14 protein-coding genes are annotated in these 16373 nt (G+C 36.6%); 5 read left to right on the top strand and 9 right to left on the bottom strand.

Features of this window, described 5'->3' with window-relative positions:
- Positions 1–120: 120 nt before the first annotated feature.
- Entirely contained in the window at positions 121–774 is a 654-nt protein-coding gene (locus tag SBO79_RS08050) for an outer membrane beta-barrel protein (RefSeq protein ID WP_318639906.1), read from the bottom strand.
- 497 nt (positions 775–1271) lie between these two features.
- On the opposite strand from SBO79_RS08050, the gene SBO79_RS08045 reads away from it, so the two are divergent.
- Complete coding sequence (locus SBO79_RS08045) at positions 1272–1571, top strand: DUF6804 family protein (protein ID WP_318639905.1); 300 nt, start codon at positions 1272–1274, stop codon at positions 1569–1571.
- A gap of 99 nt (positions 1572–1670) precedes the next feature.
- Complete coding sequence (locus SBO79_RS08040; protein WP_318639904.1) at positions 1671–1934, top strand: hypothetical protein; 264 nt, start codon at positions 1671–1673, stop codon at positions 1932–1934.
- 1 nt (position 1935) lies between these two features.
- On the opposite strand, the gene SBO79_RS08035 is transcribed toward SBO79_RS08040, so the two are convergent.
- The 3 genes from SBO79_RS08035 to SBO79_RS08025 form a co-directional block, all read right to left on the bottom strand.
- Positions 1936–2592, bottom strand: coding sequence for an SOS response-associated peptidase (locus SBO79_RS08035; RefSeq protein ID WP_318639903.1), 657 nt, complete (start codon positions 2590–2592; stop codon positions 1936–1938).
- A 150-nt stretch (positions 2593–2742) separates the two neighbouring features.
- Positions 2743–3441 carry an SIMPL domain-containing protein gene (locus tag SBO79_RS08030; RefSeq protein WP_318639902.1) on the bottom strand — a complete coding sequence of 233 codons (699 nt, stop codon included), beginning with the start codon at positions 3439–3441 and terminating at the stop codon, positions 2743–2745.
- Positions 3442–3490: 49 nt separating this feature from the next.
- Positions 3491–4132 carry a rhomboid family intramembrane serine protease gene (locus SBO79_RS08025; protein ID WP_318639901.1) on the bottom strand — a complete coding sequence of 214 codons (642 nt, stop codon included), beginning with the start codon at positions 4130–4132 and terminating at the stop codon, positions 3491–3493.
- Positions 4133–4244: 112 nt separating this feature from the next.
- Here SBO79_RS08025 and SBO79_RS08020 point away from each other — a divergent pair, with 112 nt between their 5' ends.
- A complete protein-coding gene (locus SBO79_RS08020) occupies positions 4245–5114 on the top strand; it encodes a lysophospholipid acyltransferase family protein (protein ID WP_318639900.1) in 870 nt (289 codons plus the stop codon).
- 131 nt (positions 5115–5245) lie between these two features.
- Here SBO79_RS08020 and SBO79_RS08015 read toward each other — a convergent pair whose 3' ends face one another.
- Both SBO79_RS08015 and glmM read right to left on the bottom strand, forming a co-directional pair.
- Positions 5246–6742 (bottom strand): aminotransferase class V-fold PLP-dependent enzyme, encoded by a 1497-nt coding sequence (locus SBO79_RS08015; protein WP_318639899.1) that lies wholly within the window; start codon positions 6740–6742, stop codon positions 5246–5248.
- Positions 6743–6793: 51 nt separating this feature from the next.
- Positions 6794–8182, bottom strand: coding sequence for a phosphoglucosamine mutase (glmM, locus tag SBO79_RS08010; protein ID WP_318643489.1), 1389 nt, complete (start codon positions 8180–8182; stop codon positions 6794–6796).
- 785 nt (positions 8183–8967) lie between these two features.
- Here glmM and SBO79_RS08005 point away from each other — a divergent pair.
- Both SBO79_RS08005 and uvrA read left to right on the top strand, forming a co-directional pair.
- Positions 8968–9561 (top strand): acyl carrier protein phosphodiesterase, encoded by a 594-nt coding sequence (locus tag SBO79_RS08005; protein ID WP_318639898.1) that lies wholly within the window; start codon positions 8968–8970, stop codon positions 9559–9561.
- 141 nt (positions 9562–9702) lie between these two features.
- Positions 9703–12534: an excinuclease ABC subunit UvrA gene (gene uvrA, locus SBO79_RS08000; protein WP_318639897.1), complete on the top strand. Its 2832-nt coding sequence runs from the start codon at positions 9703–9705 to the stop codon at positions 12532–12534.
- Positions 12535–12749: 215 nt separating this feature from the next.
- Here uvrA and SBO79_RS07995 read toward each other — a convergent pair whose 3' ends face one another.
- Genes SBO79_RS07995 through SBO79_RS07985 form a run of 3 tightly spaced genes read right to left on the bottom strand, consistent with a single transcriptional unit; the run spans position 12750 to position 16299 of the window.
- Entirely contained in the window at positions 12750–13940 is a 1191-nt protein-coding gene (locus SBO79_RS07995; protein WP_318639896.1) for an ABC transporter permease, read from the bottom strand.
- Between the two features lie 3 nt (positions 13941–13943).
- Entirely contained in the window at positions 13944–14903 is a 960-nt protein-coding gene (locus SBO79_RS07990; protein ID WP_318639895.1) for an HlyD family secretion protein, read from the bottom strand.
- 22 nt (positions 14904–14925) lie between these two features.
- Positions 14926–16299, bottom strand: a complete 1374-nt coding sequence (locus SBO79_RS07985) for a TolC family protein (protein ID WP_318639894.1) — start codon at positions 16297–16299, stop codon at positions 14926–14928.
- Positions 16300–16373: the final 74 nt, after the last annotated feature.

Here is a 16373-nt window from a genome sequence, read left to right as displayed (position 1 = left end):
TCTTATTATTCACTTCTAGCTTGCTGACCTTGTGCATTCTACAAATGCAACTACCGCGCTAAATTTGTATTGAGGATTATTTTACTTAACGTAAATATATAGTCGAACTATCTCATTTCACTACTGTCTCTCTGCGCTCGCAAACCCAAAATAATATTTTACTCGAATACCAAACGATTGATTTGTATGGAACGAGTCTCTATTAAAATCAATTTTGGTAAATGCTTTTCCTAGGTCGATATTATTGTAGTTTAATTCGAAAGCAATCGCTTGATAGGTTGCACTATCAATTTTAAGAAGTACTCCTACTCCAATCCCAAACGAGTGCTCTGTTTCTCGAACACTTTCGACCTTGCTTTTTCTGAAAGTATCTGGTTGAGAATCCAAGGTTAAAATAGTGCCATCGGCAAAGATGGTAGTAAAATTATACATTGGAATTATGTGAAATTGAATCGTATCTTCTTTTCTGCTGAGATTAATTTTGGGAGAAACACCTATGGTCACAGCAGAAATGTTTCTGCTGAAAATCTCTGTCTTGACAAATTCCTCATTAAAAGTTTCTATTTCAGGCAAAGAACCTAAAAAGTATTCGACTCTTACTTCTGGCTTTAGGTAATTGGTGATACTATATTCTAAACCGAGATTTGCAGAAAAATAGCTACTATTGTCAAAGCTAGTATTTAAGTAAAGTCCAACACCACCAAGACCAACGACTTTTTGTGCAGAAGCGAAATGCGTGATTAGAATAAATAGAATTATTTTGAGGAGTTTCATTTCTTTAATGAGTTGATTGTATTTAAGCTTATCAAGTATTTTTAAATGTCGTTCAATTGCTTTGGACAACTCGATTTTCGTTCAAGTTAGCTAATTTATTAGAAATTTATCAACGATAATGTTTTAGATTTTTATGATTCGAAATATTTTGCTTTACGATAGTATTGGTGATCACCTTTCGCTGCGACGATGACCTGCGAATATGATTATACCAATAATCACAATCTGTCTGACTTGAAAATTTCATCCCGCGCAAAGGATGGGAATGGCATCCTTTGCTGCCCAGAAAAAATTTGAAATTTGAAAACTACAAGTTTTAGCAGCAAAGATATAATGGACAGCCTGACCTGAGCCAAATGTCATTTGAATGGTAAGAAAGACGTTCTGGCGAAAGGTTGCGCCCAAAGAATCTTTAAAACTGTTTCAAAAATTTTGTATTATTGATCGTTGTAATGAATCATTTTTATATTGCACTGCAAAACTATTAAATTCCTAAAATGGACAAACTCATCAAAATAATTCTCGCAGTTCTACTCTTTCTTTACCTATTAAAAATGCCTTATGGGTTTTATCAATTTGTACGATTCGCAGCTTTAGTTGGTTTTGCAATCTTGGCTTTTATGGCAAACCAAAACAACAAACAGACGGAAATGATTGTGTATATTGTACTTGCATTGCTTTTTCAACCATTCGTAAAAATTGCACTTGGAAGGCAAATTTGGAATATTCTTGATGTAGTGGTCGGAATTGCACTAATTGTTTCGATATTTCAAAAATCTCAACGCAAACGAATCTAAAACTCAGCTATAACAACTCAACGAAAACACATTATCGATACCGTAAATACTCTAACTGACTCTGAAGAATTACTATTCGGTGCAAGATTGAACGTCGAAATGAGTGGCGATATGCTGGAAGTTTCAGAGACTTTTGATGTGGGAGATGTTTATACTTTCGACCTTAGCTTACTGCAAAGTAGTAAGAGCGAAGCCGTACAGAAGGTAGCGGATTTATTAGTGCAGATGGCGAATCTTAGAGAATCACTCATCAATCTGCACTCGCTTACGGATGAGGAAATTGATGAAGTTCGACAAGAGAATGAAGACTTCGACAATGAAGAAAATGAGAAATTCAACAATCAAGAAAACGGTGAACTCTAACTTATAGTGAATCAAAAAGTGTCCAACCTTCATTTGCAGCTTTTTCTGCTTCGGCAGACAATTCTACAGAATAGGGAAAAGCATAATTTTGAAGTGAATCTCTCTTAAGCCATTTTTGCTCATCTTCTCTTTTCAAAATAATCGGCATTCGCTTTTTACTATTGTGAATTTCCGACATCAGTTCGTTGGCTTCGGTAGTGAGCATCGTAAAAGTTTTCTGCTCCTTTCCAGTTTCGGCATTTTGAGTAATCGAATAAAGTCCCGCGAAAGCGAATAATCCGTGGTCGGGCTCGAAAATCGAGTATTTCTGCTTGTTTTTGCCTTTGGCGTCAAGCCACTTCCATTCTAAATAACCATCCGCAATGATCAGACAACGCTGATTTACTATGTCTCTAAACGACGGTTTTTCGGTAACAGTCTCTATTTTCGCGTTAAGCGTACTTTTTCGAATCTCATTATCCGTAGCCCAATGTGGAATCAGTCCCCAATTGAAATGAGTTATAATCAAGGGATTTTGATCGGTAATAATTGGCATCGCAGGAAAGTCAAATCCGTTGTAGTGATTTTGAGGAGCGAAGTTAACTTTAGGATCAACCTCAGCGTCAAAGCGCTTCTCAGCTTCAATCTTCATTTTTGTTTGGGTAACGTGGTAGCACATGTTGTTAACTGCTTATATTTCTAAAGATAAAAAATGATTTCAGAATCTGCAAAATGCTTTTTGAAAAATATATTTTCAGAAATTGAACAAAAAAAAATCCCTTTCAGCTTTTGCCGAAAGAGAAATTAATATTTTTTTAAAATAAATTTTCTAGTTTAATTTAAAACTTACCGTAACATTCGCAGTCACATCAATTTCTCCAATCGCGATGGTTTCTCTTGGCATATCGCTACTTGCAGCACCTTTTGCCATTGAGCTATACATCATTGGTCGAGGGTAATTAGGTTGTGAATTATCACTAATCATAATCGCTGCTCCAACTTTCTGTCCTAAAACTGAAACGTAGTCATTAGCTTTCAATTGCGCTTCTTTCATCGCCAACTTTCTAGCCTGCGATTGGTATTCAGCCAATTTTGATGATCTAAAATCAACAGTTCCAATCGTATTTACACCTGCATTTACTAGCTTCTCCATAACCATATCATACTTTGATAAGTCTCTCAGCAAAATTTCGATGGTTTGAGTAGCCACGTAATTGTATTTCTTTTTGTCATAATCGTAAGGCGAACTCAAAGAAACACGTTTTGTCTGCACATCCTCTTTTGGAAGTTTTAAATCTTTGATTGCCTTGATAACTTCAGCAACCGTTTTATCATTCTCTTTCTTTACAGAAGTTGCATCGCTACCTTTATTTTCTACAGAAATAGAAATGAAAGCCTGATCTGGCTCTACTTTAACTTTGCCTTCTCCTGAAACAGTAATCTGAGCTGGCGGAATTAATTCTTGCGCTTGTGATGGCGTGATAGTGCACATTGCAACCACAGCTAGTATAAGGAATGACTTTTTCATAATTTAAATTTTTAGTTTTGAGTTAGCGTACTTTTCAAAAGTTGTGCCACTAAATCTTTTTCATCTTGGCCATCACACCCAAAATGATAATAGGAATGGCAAGAATTACCACCATAAAAATATTCTCTGTAAACATCTCTGGAAATTTTGCCAAGGTAATTGCATAACCTCCAATTGCTCCTCCAAAGTGAGCGGTATGCCCAATATTATCCCGCTTGGCACGCATTCCGTAAAGAGAATAAAGCAAATATCCGATTCCGAAAATATAGGCAGGAATCGGGATCGGAATAAAGAATAAATACAAATTCATCTCCGGTTGAAGCAAGATCGCCGAATATAAAACTCCAATTACTGCTCCCGAAGCTCCAATTGCTCGGTAGTTTAGATCGTCTTTGTGTAAATATAATGTCAACAAGCTTCCGCAAATAAGACTTCCAAAATAGACCAATATAAACGAAAATGCATTTGTGTACATCAAGACTACTGGTGCAAAGAAATACAAAGTCAGCATATTAAAAGCCAAGTGACCAATATCTGCGTGCAAGAATGCCGAGGAAAACATTCTATACTGCTCCCCATTTCTGATGGAAGCGATATGAAATTCATATTTTCGGAAAAATGCCATATCTCCAAATCCCTTAAAACTGAATAATGCATTGGCGGCAATAATAACTATTAAAACTAAATCCATACTGTTTTTAAAAAGTGAAAAGTAAAATTAAACATCTTCGTACAGCTTTTGGCATCGACTGCTATCTAAATTTGGTTTTAAGCGTATATTTGTACTTTCAAAACTTGACTAGATGCAATTACTGTTTTTTATACTTTTCTATCCACTTATTTGGCTAATTTCCATTTTACCTTTTAAACTGCTATACTTCGTTTCGGATTTTTTTTATATCATCGTTTATAAATTAATAGGGTATAGAAAATCGGTGGTTCGTCAGAATCTAAGAATGGCTTTTCCAGAAAAATCGGAAGCTGAACGTTTGCTTATCGAAAAGAAATCTTACCATCATCTGTGCGATATTTTTATGGAAATGATCAAAACGATGAGCATTTCTGAAAAGGAAATTAAAAAGAGATTTAAATTTACAAATATCGATTTCTATTTGGATATGGAAAAGCGCGGGAAAAGCATTGCAATGTTTTGTTCGCATTACGCTAGTTACGAATGGTTGATTTCGATGAATTACTACACAAATTTCAAAGGTTTTGCTATTTATAAAAAAATTGCAAATCCCTATTTTGATAAGCAAGTTCGCGCAATTAGATCAAAATTCGAAGCGTTTTTAATCACGACAAAAGAAACCTATCCTACCATTGCCGCAAACGAAAAAGAAGGCATTAGAGCAGTATATGGTTTTGCAAGCGATCAATCGCCAAAAGCTAGTAAAATAGCGCATTGGACCACCTTCCTCGGAGTTGATACGCCCACACACACGGGCGCAGAAACTATTGCTAAGAAATTTGATATGAATGTGATTTTTCTAAAAGTAAAGAAAATTAAAAGAGGATATTACGAAGCTACCTTTGAAGAATTAGCGGAGAATCCTCGACTAGTTGCTGATTTTGAGATATCTGATGAATTTATGCACCGAGTTGAAAAGCAAATTATCGAAGCACCTGAATTTTATTTATGGACCCATAAACGATGGAAGACTACGCGTTAATCAGCTTATGTATTTATTAATACTCTTGAAGTAAAATAAAAAATCCCTTTTGAACTATCTGCTCAAAAGGGATTTTTTATTAATTATAATGGCGCGACCAAATATTAAGAATTTGCTCTTTTAGGAATTAATTAGTTGGCAAACCAATCTGCAACCATCTGACGCTCATTATTAATTGCATCTTTATGAATAAATTCGTTCGTGTCTTTGTTATAATTATAATCTAATGCCCATTCCTTATGGTTTTCTGCAAGTTTTTTTATGCTATCGCAAACAAAAGCAATTTCGTCATTTGTGGTGGTTGGGTGAATAGACATTCTAATCCATCCCGGTTTATCCAGCAAATCCCCTAAAGTGATTCTTTCGGTCAGTGCATTTGAAGTTGCTTGATCTACGTGTAATAAAAAGTGTCCGTACGTGCCAGCGCAACTGCAACCTCCACGTGTCTGAATTCCGAAACGATCATTAAGCATTTTTACGCCCAAGTTAAAGTGCAATTTGTCTATATAAAAAGAAACAACACCCAAACGATCTTGATGCTGATTGGCCAAAATATGTAAATTCTCTACATCATCAAATTCAGCAAAAAGATATTCTAAAAGTTCGTGCTCTCTTTTAAGAATATTATCGACTCCCATTTTTTCTTTTAGTTGAACAGCAAGCGCAGTTTTGATAACCTGCAAGAAACCTGGAGTCCCACCATCTTCCCGATCTTCGATATTTGTAATGTATTTGTGCTCTCCCCATGGATTTGTCCAACTTACAGTGCCACCTCCAGGACAATCTGGAATCATATTACGGTATAGTTTTTTATTAAAAATCAAAACTCCTGATGTTCCCGGTCCACCCAAAAATTTGTGTGGTGAAAAGAACACTGCGTCAAGACTTTCAGATTCATCTTCAGGATGCATATTTATAGAAACGTAAGGCGCAGAACACGCAAAATCTACAAAGCAAACTCCATTGTATTCGTGAATCATTTTGGCAATTGTATGATATGGACTTCTAATTCCTGTAACATTGCTGCATGAAGTAACCGATGCAATTTTTACTGTTCGATCTTTGTATTGCTCCAATAAATCTTTAAATCCGTCAAGGCAAATCAATCCACACTCGGTCTGCGGAATAATTTCTACAATCGCAATCGTCTCCAACCACGTTGTTTGATTTGAATGGTGTTCCATGTGCGAAATAAACACGACTGGCCTGTCTTCTTCGGGAATAGTTACAAACGCTTTAATATTTTCGGGAACTTTTAATCCCAGAATTCTCTGAAACTTATTTATGGCTCCGGTCATTCCAGTTCCGGTATTAATCAATACATCATCTTGATTAGCATTCACGTGCTTCTTAATAATGTGCTTTGCCTGATTATATGCCATCGTCATTGCAGTACCAGAAATTGTAGTTTCGGTATGAGTATTAGCCACAAAAGGTCCAAATTCATTCATCAGCTTTTCTTCAATCGGACGATAAAGTCTTCCGCTTGCAGTCCAGTCTGTATAGGTAATTTTCTTCGTCCCATAAGGCGATTCAAAATCTTGATCAATACCAATTATATTTTCTCTAAAAGGAGCAAAGTATTTTTCCAATTCAGTAGAAATTGTATGTGGAATTGTGTCTATCATTTTAGTATATTTTATTTAAAAAACAGCTTATATAAGTTTATAGAAATCCAATTAGATTCCTGCAATCTCTTTAATTTCGTTTATAATTTTCTGAGCTAGATCATCAGCAATCTGCTGTGTAGCAGCTTCTGTATAAATTCTGATGATTGGTTCAGTATTTGATTTTCGCAAATGTACCCAATTTTCTGCGAAGTCGATTTTTACGCCGTCAATTGTCTGAATTTCTTCAGATTTATAATGATCGGTCATCGCTTCCAAAATAGCATCAACATCGATTTGCGGAGTCAATTCGATTTTATTTTTACTCATATAGTATTCAGGATACGAAGCACGCAATTCTGAAACTTTCATTTTCTTGTTTGCCAAATGGGTTAGGAATAATGCAATTCCCACCATACTGTCGCGTCCGTAGTGAGAAGTTGGGTAAATAATTCCACCATTGCCTTCTCCACCAATTACCGCATTATTCTTCTTCATCAACTCAACCACATTCACTTCTCCTACTGCCGAAGCTTCGTAAGTTCCGTTATGTTTGTTGGTCACATCACGCAAAGCTCTCGAAGATGACATATTACTAACCGTATTTCCAGGTGTTTTGCTCAATACATAGTCGGCAACCGCCACAAGTGTATATTCTTCACCAAACATTTCGCCGTCTTCACAAATAAAAGCAAGTCTGTCCACATCTGGATCTACCACAATTCCTAAATCTGCTTTTTCTTCTACAACAAGTTTGCTGATGTCTGTAAGATGTTCCTTCAGAGGTTCTGGATTGTGAGGAAAATGTCCTGTTGGTTCACAGTATAATTTCACTACTTCCACTCCCATAAGTTCAAGAAGTTTCGGAACAATTACACCGCCCGAAGAGTTTACACCATCAACAACTACTTTAAAACCAGCCGCTTTTACAGCATCTACATCTACTAGATCCATTGCCAATACCTCATCGATATGAATATCCATATAGGCATCATTTTCGGTGATTTCACCCAGATTATCAACATCAGCAAAGTCAAAACCTTCTGCTTCTGCGATATCAAGAATTTTTGAACCTTCTACTCCATTTAAAAATTCACCTTTTTCGTTCAACAATTTCAGTGCATTCCATTGTTTTGGATTGTGCGAAGCAGTTAGAATAATTCCACCATCAGCATTCTCAAGCAGAACGGCAATTTCTACCGTTGGAGTTGTCGAAAGACCTAAGTCAATCACATCAATTCCCAATCCTACCAGCGTTTGCATCACTAGATTGTGAATCATTGGGCCAGAAATTCTAGCGTCACGACCAATTACGACTTTCAAATTTTCTTTTCCTGAATATCCTTTTAACCAGGTTCCGTAAGCAGCAGCGAATTTTACTGCATCCAAAGGCGTTAGATTATCACCCGTTTTTCCTCCAATTGTACCACGAATTCCCGAAATAGATTTGATTAAAGTCATAAATTTAAAACCGTTAATTTTGATGCGCCAATAGTAGCGATATTCTCCGAGTTGCAAATATAATCCTTGCGGTATCAATAGCATATTATTTAACGCACTATTTGATAAAATACTAGCAATCAATGGATAATTAGCATAATTTACGGATGAGCAGCAATTGTAATTACCTCTATTAGCTATAATTCTGAGCGAAAGTAAAACAAGCATTCTTTAGAGATTTAGAATTTCTATTTACAAAACCACTAATTCAAGGTTAGGAAAGCTATTCTCAATCAATCTTTGTCAAACATTTAATTTTGCTTTTTTTGATTATTTAGATCTTTCCATTTCAAAATCTTTTGGCTTTCGCCGAATTTATGCTGGATGTATTAAGATGGGATTTGTCCACTTCTGAAGTTATCAGTTTCAATCAAGGCGTTGATCTGTGGGCATTTTTCGAAATAAACCGTTGAAGTTTTCATTCATATTTATCACGTTCTTTTGTCCCAATTAATCCAATATATTTATCTTACATCTCCACTAATGAAGACGTTTTAATTTCCTTTTTTATCTTAAATGTGAATTAGATTTTGAAATACTGCATAAAGTTAATCAAACTACATCCTAATGAAGAATCCAACCTTTTTTATTTGAAAATCCAACTTTCAAAAAAAGATGTTGTAAATTTCCACTTCGCAAAATTTTAATTTTGATTTTTTAGATTATTCAATTATTTAGATCTTTTCTTTATTTAGATTTTTTCAATCTTTAAATCTTTAAATCTTTAAATCTTTAAATTTCCTCGTATGAACTTCCTCGCCCATATCTTCTTATCGCAAAACAACGACAAAGTTAAAATCGGAAATTTTATCGCCGATAGCGTTCGAGGAAACAATTACACCGATTTTGACCCTGAAGTACAAAAAGGAATTCTACTACACCGACATATCGACACATTTACTGACGCTCACCCAATTTTCAGGATTGGCACCAAGCGACTACATTCTCGCTACCATCACTATGCGGGCGTAATTCTCGATGTTTTTTATGATCATTTTCTAGCTCGAAATTGGTCAAAATATAGTTCAGTTCCACTTCAAGAACACAATCATCAGTTTTATGATTTACTCGAAAAAAACTTAGAATGGATGCCAGAACGAATTGAGAAAATTCTGCCAATAATGCGCAAACAAGATTGGCTGACAACTTATGCGACAATCGGTGGAATTTCTGAAATATTGTTTCAAATGGATAGACGCACAAAATTAGTATCAAAAATGCAGTTCGCTCCTGAGGAATTGGAGGAATTTTATGACGAATACGAAGGGGAGTTTTTCGAATTTTTCGAAGAATTACGGAACTCAGTGGATCAAAAATGGATTGAATTAAATGCCGAATAAATTACTACCATTTTTGTTAGAATTGACTTTACTTTACATCCGAAGTTCAACAAGTTGCGCTAATTCTTTAACATATTCTTAGAAATTTGTTCCTCTCTAATAGGTCATTAAAGAAGTATCTTTGTACTTTCAAAATTTTCTATGCAAGACACCACAAATACTATAGATGTACAAGGCGCTCGCGTCCACAATCTCAAAAATATTGATGTTTCTATTCCTCGTGAGCAGCTCGTAGTTATTACAGGACTGTCAGGATCAGGAAAATCATCCCTCGCTTTTGATACAATTTATGCCGAAGGACAACGCCGTTATGTTGAGACTTTCTCTGCTTATGCGCGTCAGTTTTTGGGCGGACTTGAACGTCCTGACGTTGACAAAATTGACGGGCTTTCGCCTGTAATCGCAATTGAGCAGAAAACCACCAGTAAGAGTCCACGATCTACGGTGGGAACAATTACCGAAATTTACGATTTCCTACGTTTGTTATACGCAAGAGCTAGTGACGCTCACAGTTATGTCACTGGCGAAAAAATGGTTAGTTATAACGATGAGCAAATCCGATCGTTAATTTTTGAGAATTTCAACGGCAAGCGAATTAATATTCTTGCGCCAATTATTAGAGCTCGTAAAGGACACTATGGCGAATTGTTCGCTCAGATTGCCAAGCAAGGATATCTGAAAGTGAGAGTGAATGGCGCTATCCGCGAAATTACCCCGGGAATGAAACTCGATCGTTATAAAACTCACGATATCGAAATCGTCATTGACCGAATGGTTATCGATGACAGTCCAGAAAACGCAAAGCGACTGGAAGAAAGCATTAATACTGCGATGCATCGAGGCGAAAATGTGCTAATGATTCTCGATCAAGATACAAATGAAGTTCGTTACTTCAGTAGAAATTTGATGTGCCCGACTTCGGGAATTTCCTATCAAAATCCAGAACCAAACAACTTCTCTTTCAACAGTCCGAAAGGTGCTTGTCCGAATTGTAATGGTTTGGGAACGGTTAACGAAATAAATCTTCAGAAGATAATGCCAAATCCGGCTCTTAGCATTAGCAAAGGTGGATTTGCTCCCTTGGGCGAATATAAAAGTTCTTGGATTTTCAAGCAATTAGAAACAATTGGAGAGAAATTCGAATTCAAATTGACCGACCCTATTTCAAAAATCCCATCGGATGCACTTGATATGATTTTGTTTGGAGGAAAAGAAAAGTTCTCTGTCGAATCCAAAACTTTGGGAATTACCAAGGAATATAAAATCGAATTTGAGGGAATTTCGAATTTTATAAAAAATCAATACGAAACTGCTGATTCTACTAGCATCAGAAGATGGGCAAAAGACTTTATGGACGTCGTTCCTTGTCCTGAATGCCACGGAACGAGATTGCAAAAAGAGTCGCTTTACTTTAAACTTAATGGCTTAAACATCGCAGAATTATCCGATATGGATATTTCTGATCTTACCGCTTGGTTTGCAGATTTGACAAATCATTTGACTGACAAACAGAAAAGTATTGCTACTGAAGTTATAAAAGAAATTAGAGACCGACTCACCTTCCTGATGAATGTTGGTCTTGATTACCTCGCCCTTTCCCGCGGAAGCAAAACACTTTCGGGTGGCGAAGCACAACGTATCAGACTTGCAACTCAAATTGGATCACAATTGGTTGGAGTTTTATATATTTTAGATGAGCCGAGTATTGGTTTGCATCAAAGAGATAATGAGAAATTGATTCACTCGCTAGAGAATCTTCGAGATATTGGAAATTCTGTATTAGTGGTCGAACACGATAAAGATATGATTCTGCGTGCCGATTATGTGATTGATATAGGTCCTGCGGCGGGAAAATTTGGTGGTCAAATTGTAAGTCAGGGAACGCCAGCGCAACTTCTTGAAGAACATACAACCACTGCGAAATATCTAAATGGCGAATTGGAAATTGAAGTCCCAAAAGAGCGCCGTAAGGGAAATGGAAATTTCTTAAAATTAACCGGAGCTACTGGAAACAACCTCAAAAATGTGAGCATCAGCTTGCCATTAGGAACGTTGATTTGCGTAACTGGAGTATCTGGAAGTGGAAAGTCAACTCTTATTAATGGAACGTTATATCCAATTTTAAATGCTCATTACTTTAATGGCGTAAAGAAACCTCAACCTTACAAAAAGATTGAAGGTTTGGAATTTCTTGACAAAGTAATTGAGATTGATCAAACACCAATTGGAAGGACACCACGCTCTAATCCAGCAACCTACACCGACGTATTTACCGAAGTCCGCAATTTATTTGCAATGACTTCCGAAAGTATGATTCGTGGGTACAAAGCAGGACGTTTTAGTTTTAACGTGAAAGGTGGACGCTGCGAAACTTGCGGTGGCTCTGGAGTTCGCACTATCGAAATGAACTTCCTTCCAGACGTTTATGTCGAATGTGAAACCTGCTACGGAAAACGTTTTAATAGAGAAACGTTGGAAATCCGCTACCGTGGAAAAAATGTTTCGGATATTCTGAATATGACCGTTGATGAAGCAGTAGAATTTTTCGAAAATATTCCGAAGATTTATAGAAAAGTCAAAACGATTCAGGATGTTGGCCTCGGGTATATCACTTTAGGACAGCAGAGCACGACACTTTCGGGTGGCGAAGCGCAACGTATCAAGTTGGCATCCGAACTTTCTAAGAAAGACACTGGAAACACTATTTATATACTTGATGAACCTACCACAGGTCTGCATTTTGAGGATATTCGCATTTTGATGCAGGTCATCGAAAGACTGGTCAATCGAGGCAATACCATCTTAATTATCGAGCATAATATGGACGTGATCAAACTTGCCGACTATATTATTGATGTCGGTTATGAAGGTGGACAAAAGGGTGGTCAGATTATCGCCAAAGGAACTCCTGAGCAAGTTGCCAAGGTCAAAAAGAGTTATACGGCAGAGTTTTTAAAGAAGGAATTAGCGTAGAAATTATATTAGAAACGGGACTTTAAATCCCGTTTTTTTTTGGTAGAAATTTTCGTTTTTTTTTTGGGTGTGCCCGATTTCCTGCTTTTAAGGAGCAGGAAATCGGTCGGCCTATCCACTATATCTTTTTTGATAGCTTTTGCATTCGCAAAGCTATCAAAAAAGGATGCCGCTCCTATGCCTCACACGAAAGACGTCGCTGATAGTAGATTATTTTATAATTCTTGAAAATCATCCTCCAAAACCACGACCTCATTCTTTACTGACTTATTAATTTTAAATTGCAGCAACACAAGCATCGCCGTAAAAGCGACAGCCATAATCACTAACAAAATTCCTATTTCGTGAGATATCGAAGATAAATCTCCTCCATAAAATGCAATTTTTCTAAAGCCACTTAGAAACTGAGTTACCGGAATAAATTGTGCGATATTGGCAATAAAACTAGGAATTGCTTCGGTTGGCCAAGTGAATCCACTTAATATAAATGCAGGTGTCGAAATAACCATTAGCAATTCGGTCGCTTTTAACTGACTCGGAATCGCGATAGAAAATAGCATTCCGATAAACATTGACGCCAAGGTTAAAAGGACTGTCAAAACGAGCATTGGAAAATTAAAAATATCTGCGCCAATCTTAAAATGCGGAAAAAGTAAGCTTATAAATAACCACATAAACGGCAACATCAGCAAAAATGGTACGGCTTTTAAAAGAATGTGATAAAACGATGATTTACTATTTCGAGTCAAAACCTTAAAATATCCATCTTCAAAATCTCTAGCGAACACTAATGCCATTGCTAGAAAAATTACCTGTTGCATAATGGCAGCGAGAATTCCAGGAAGCATAAAAGTCACATAATTTCCCGTCGAATTATAGAGTTTATTAAAATTCACTTTAAAACTTTCGTAAGAGGCTTTGGCTTGAACGGGATTCATTCCTTGCTTTTTAAGTCCTTCAATTTCAAAACCTGCATTCATCGTCATCAAGACGGTATTGATATTGTTACTCGCGGTATTTGCATTGACAATATTTGCCATATTTAAATCCACACGAATTTCAGGATGCTTTTTTTGTAAAACATCCTTTTCAAATCCCTTAGGCAAAGTCACAACAGCTGTGTATTGCTCGGTTGGCATTTCTGTTTTGATAGTGCCTGCAGTCAGTCGCACATCTACAACATGTAAGCCTTCATTATCTTGAAATGCATCAATAATCTTATCTGTTGCAGGACTTCGATCTTGGTCGATAATTACAATCGGCAAATCTTTGACCTTTGCTTGTTGGTAGACATATCCAAACAAAACGCCATAACCAATGGGTGCTCCGAAAAATATTGCCAACAAAACTCCATTCGAAAAAATACGACTAAACTCGACTTTGAGTAAGCTTATAAAATTTTTCATTTATTATTTTTTTAAAAGAACCGTAGCATTTGTATAAAATTTCTGTTTTGAAATATCTGCTACCGGTACCACTTTTAATTCATAAATTGATTCCGAAAGTTCATACAGAGGCGAAGTGCTTGTAATATCAGCATACTGTGCAAGCTGCTTGATTGCCACAATTTTTGATCGTGTTTCTTCCTTAGTATAAGGATTCAGCACCACAAGTTCCTTTCCAACCTCAAAATCGTAAATTTTTGACTCTGGAATTGTGAATCTAAAATAGATGCTGTTTGTTTTATAGCCGTTGAACAGAGTATAACCTGGAGTTAGCAATTCGCCTTCTACCAAACTAATTGTTTCAATAGACATATCAGCAGGAGCAATTAAGTACTGTTCATCAGCGGCCGAAAGTACTTCTTCTTTTGCTCCCAAAGCTCGGTCTAGCTGCCCTTGAGCTTGTTCTCGTTGCTCAGATCGCGTTCCTTTGGTTATCTCCTTTCTCTTTGCCGACAAGCCTTTTACTTGCGCTTTTGCCATATTGAGTTTCATTCGAACCTCATCAAATTGCTGCTGACTCACTAACGAATCTCTATACATATTTTGCAATCTATTAAAGGATTCTTGTGCAAAATCAAGTTGTGCTTGTGCCGAATTTAGCTGTCCATCAATCTGACTGATCTGCTCGGCGGTCGCGCCATTATCGGCCATATTCAACTGCCCTTTTGCTGCAGTAATGGCACCTTCGGCTTGCATCATTTTGGCATTGACTTCCGGGATATTCATCTGCGCAAGCGTATCTCCTTTTTTGACCGTTTGTCCTTCTTGAACAAAAATTTTTTGGATTCGGCCACCAATTTTACTGCTTACCGATACAGTTTCAAATTTTACTTGCCCGCGATTTTCAGTAATCTTGTCATTGCTGCAAGAATTTAATGTAAGGATCGAAAAGGTGCCTAGCAATATAGTTTTATAAGTATTCATCTTCTGTATGTTTTATCGTGATTTAGTAAGCGAGTATGCCTTTAGCGTGAAGCAAATCAGTTGCGGCACGACGTTCATTAAAATATGATTCTTGAAGTTTAAAATTAGCTTTCTCTACATCGGTTAGAGCTTCTAAAACGTCATTAATTGATGCTAAGTTATTCTTGTACTGCTTATTCACCATTTCATAAGTGTCACTTGCCAACTCAATTTCTTTCTCGACAATTTTAGTATTTTGCTTACTAGATTCCAGAGACAACTCGGCTTTGATAATGCTCAGTGCAATCATCTCTTCGGCATCTTGGATTTTCTCTCTATATTTTTCGTTTTCTAACTGCGCCTTTTTACTTTTCAATCGAGACTGACCTCCATCGTACAGGTTCCATTTGATTCCGGCACCTATAAACCATTTTGGGTCTAGCAAGGATAAATCATCTTCTATAAATTCGTAATGCCCTTTTACGGCCACTTTTGGAATAAAACTACTTTTCTCCATTTTGATTTGATATTCTGTAGCTCGCTCAGCTTCTTCCAAAGCTTTAATTTCGTTACGCTTTTCAGAATTTGCAGTTTCTATAATCGAAATTGATCTTAGCTGAGGATTAAGTAATTTTAAGGTTTCTTTTGATTCACCCGTAAGTTGATGAAGCAATTCGACTAGTAAAATGCTATTATGTTCAAAATCCAACTGCTTTGCGGCCAACTGTTGCTGAGCCAGTTCAATCTTTTTACGATTTAATGGAGTTGTAAGTCCATTTTCAATCGCTTTTTTAACGTAGAATACTTGTTCGTCTAGGTAGTTTTCTGAGGTGGTTAGAACTTTCTGCGACGCTTTTACCAAAGCCAATTTATCATAAGTTTCTATAATCTGTAACGCCACTTTATCTTTTTCGGCTAGACCAAGATAATTTAATGAACTTTCTTTATGCTTACTTGCTTTGAGAGCGTTGCTTGCCTCAAGTCCACTAAACAAAACCCAATCCAAATCTACCGATGACTTCAGAATGTTCTTATTTTGGAGGTTTGGAATATCTTGTAACGGAATATTTCCTGGAAATGGCGAGTTAAACGGCAGTCCAATTGCCTCTTTGATGACTAACTTTTGAGTTGCAGCCAGCAAAGTTTGTGTATTCTGATCAAAAGTAATGTCATCATTAAGTCTTGTATAACTTCCGTTAAGGCTAATCTTTGGTAAGAAAACTGATTTTGCCAACTGCTGATCAACTTTTGCCTGCTCAGCATCAATTCGGTTGCTAGTTATATTTAGATTTTTGTTCAGTCCTTTTTGAATTAAATCCTGCAATACAGGATCCAACTGCTGCGCATTACTGTCTGACGGCGCTGATATGGCGACGAGCATAAGCAGAATTTTTAATGCAAGTTTATTGATGTTCATTGTAAGTAGTTTTATAGATACAAAGATATAAGCCCAATCGCTTCAATCATTTGACCTATGTCAAATTACGAATT

Origin of the sequence: Flavobacterium ardleyense (assembly GCF_033547075.1) — a bacterium.
GTDB classification, from domain to species: Bacteria; Bacteroidota; Bacteroidia; order Flavobacteriales; family Flavobacteriaceae; genus Flavobacterium; species Flavobacterium ardleyense_A.
This window is presented reverse-complemented; position numbering and strand designations above follow the sequence as displayed.

Bases quoted from the DNA above. Each gene is read 5' to 3' on its own strand.
- SBO79_RS08050 (WP_318639906.1), bottom strand. From the start codon at position 774: ATGAAACTCCTCAAAATAATTCTATTTATTCTAATCACGCATTTCGCT.
- SBO79_RS08045 (WP_318639905.1), top strand. From the start codon at position 1,272: ATGGACAAACTCATCAAAATAATTCTCGCAGTTCTACTCTTTCTTTAC.
- SBO79_RS08040 (WP_318639904.1), top strand. From the start codon at position 1,671: ATGAGTGGCGATATGCTGGAAGTTTCAGAGACTTTTGATGTGGGAGAT.
- SBO79_RS08035 (WP_318639903.1), bottom strand. From the start codon at position 2,592: ATGTGCTACCACGTTACCCAAACAAAAATGAAGATTGAAGCTGAGAAG.
- SBO79_RS08030 (WP_318639902.1), bottom strand. From the start codon at position 3,441: ATGAAAAAGTCATTCCTTATACTAGCTGTGGTTGCAATGTGCACTATC.
- SBO79_RS08025 (WP_318639901.1), bottom strand. From the start codon at position 4,132: ATGGATTTAGTTTTAATAGTTATTATTGCCGCCAATGCATTATTCAGT.
- SBO79_RS08020 (WP_318639900.1), top strand. From the start codon at position 4,245: ATGCAATTACTGTTTTTTATACTTTTCTATCCACTTATTTGGCTAATT.
- SBO79_RS08015 (WP_318639899.1), bottom strand. From the start codon at position 6,742: ATGATAGACACAATTCCACATACAATTTCTACTGAATTGGAAAAATAC.
- glmM (WP_318643489.1), bottom strand. From the start codon at position 8,182: ATGACTTTAATCAAATCTATTTCGGGAATTCGTGGTACAATTGGAGGA.
- SBO79_RS08005 (WP_318639898.1), top strand. From the start codon at position 8,968: ATGAACTTCCTCGCCCATATCTTCTTATCGCAAAACAACGACAAAGTT.
- uvrA (WP_318639897.1), top strand. From the start codon at position 9,703: ATGCAAGACACCACAAATACTATAGATGTACAAGGCGCTCGCGTCCAC.
- SBO79_RS07995 (WP_318639896.1), bottom strand. From the start codon at position 13,940: ATGAAAAATTTTATAAGCTTACTCAAAGTCGAGTTTAGTCGTATTTTT.
- SBO79_RS07990 (WP_318639895.1), bottom strand. From the start codon at position 14,903: ATGAATACTTATAAAACTATATTGCTAGGCACCTTTTCGATCCTTACA.
- SBO79_RS07985 (WP_318639894.1), bottom strand. From the start codon at position 16,299: ATGAACATCAATAAACTTGCATTAAAAATTCTGCTTATGCTCGTCGCC.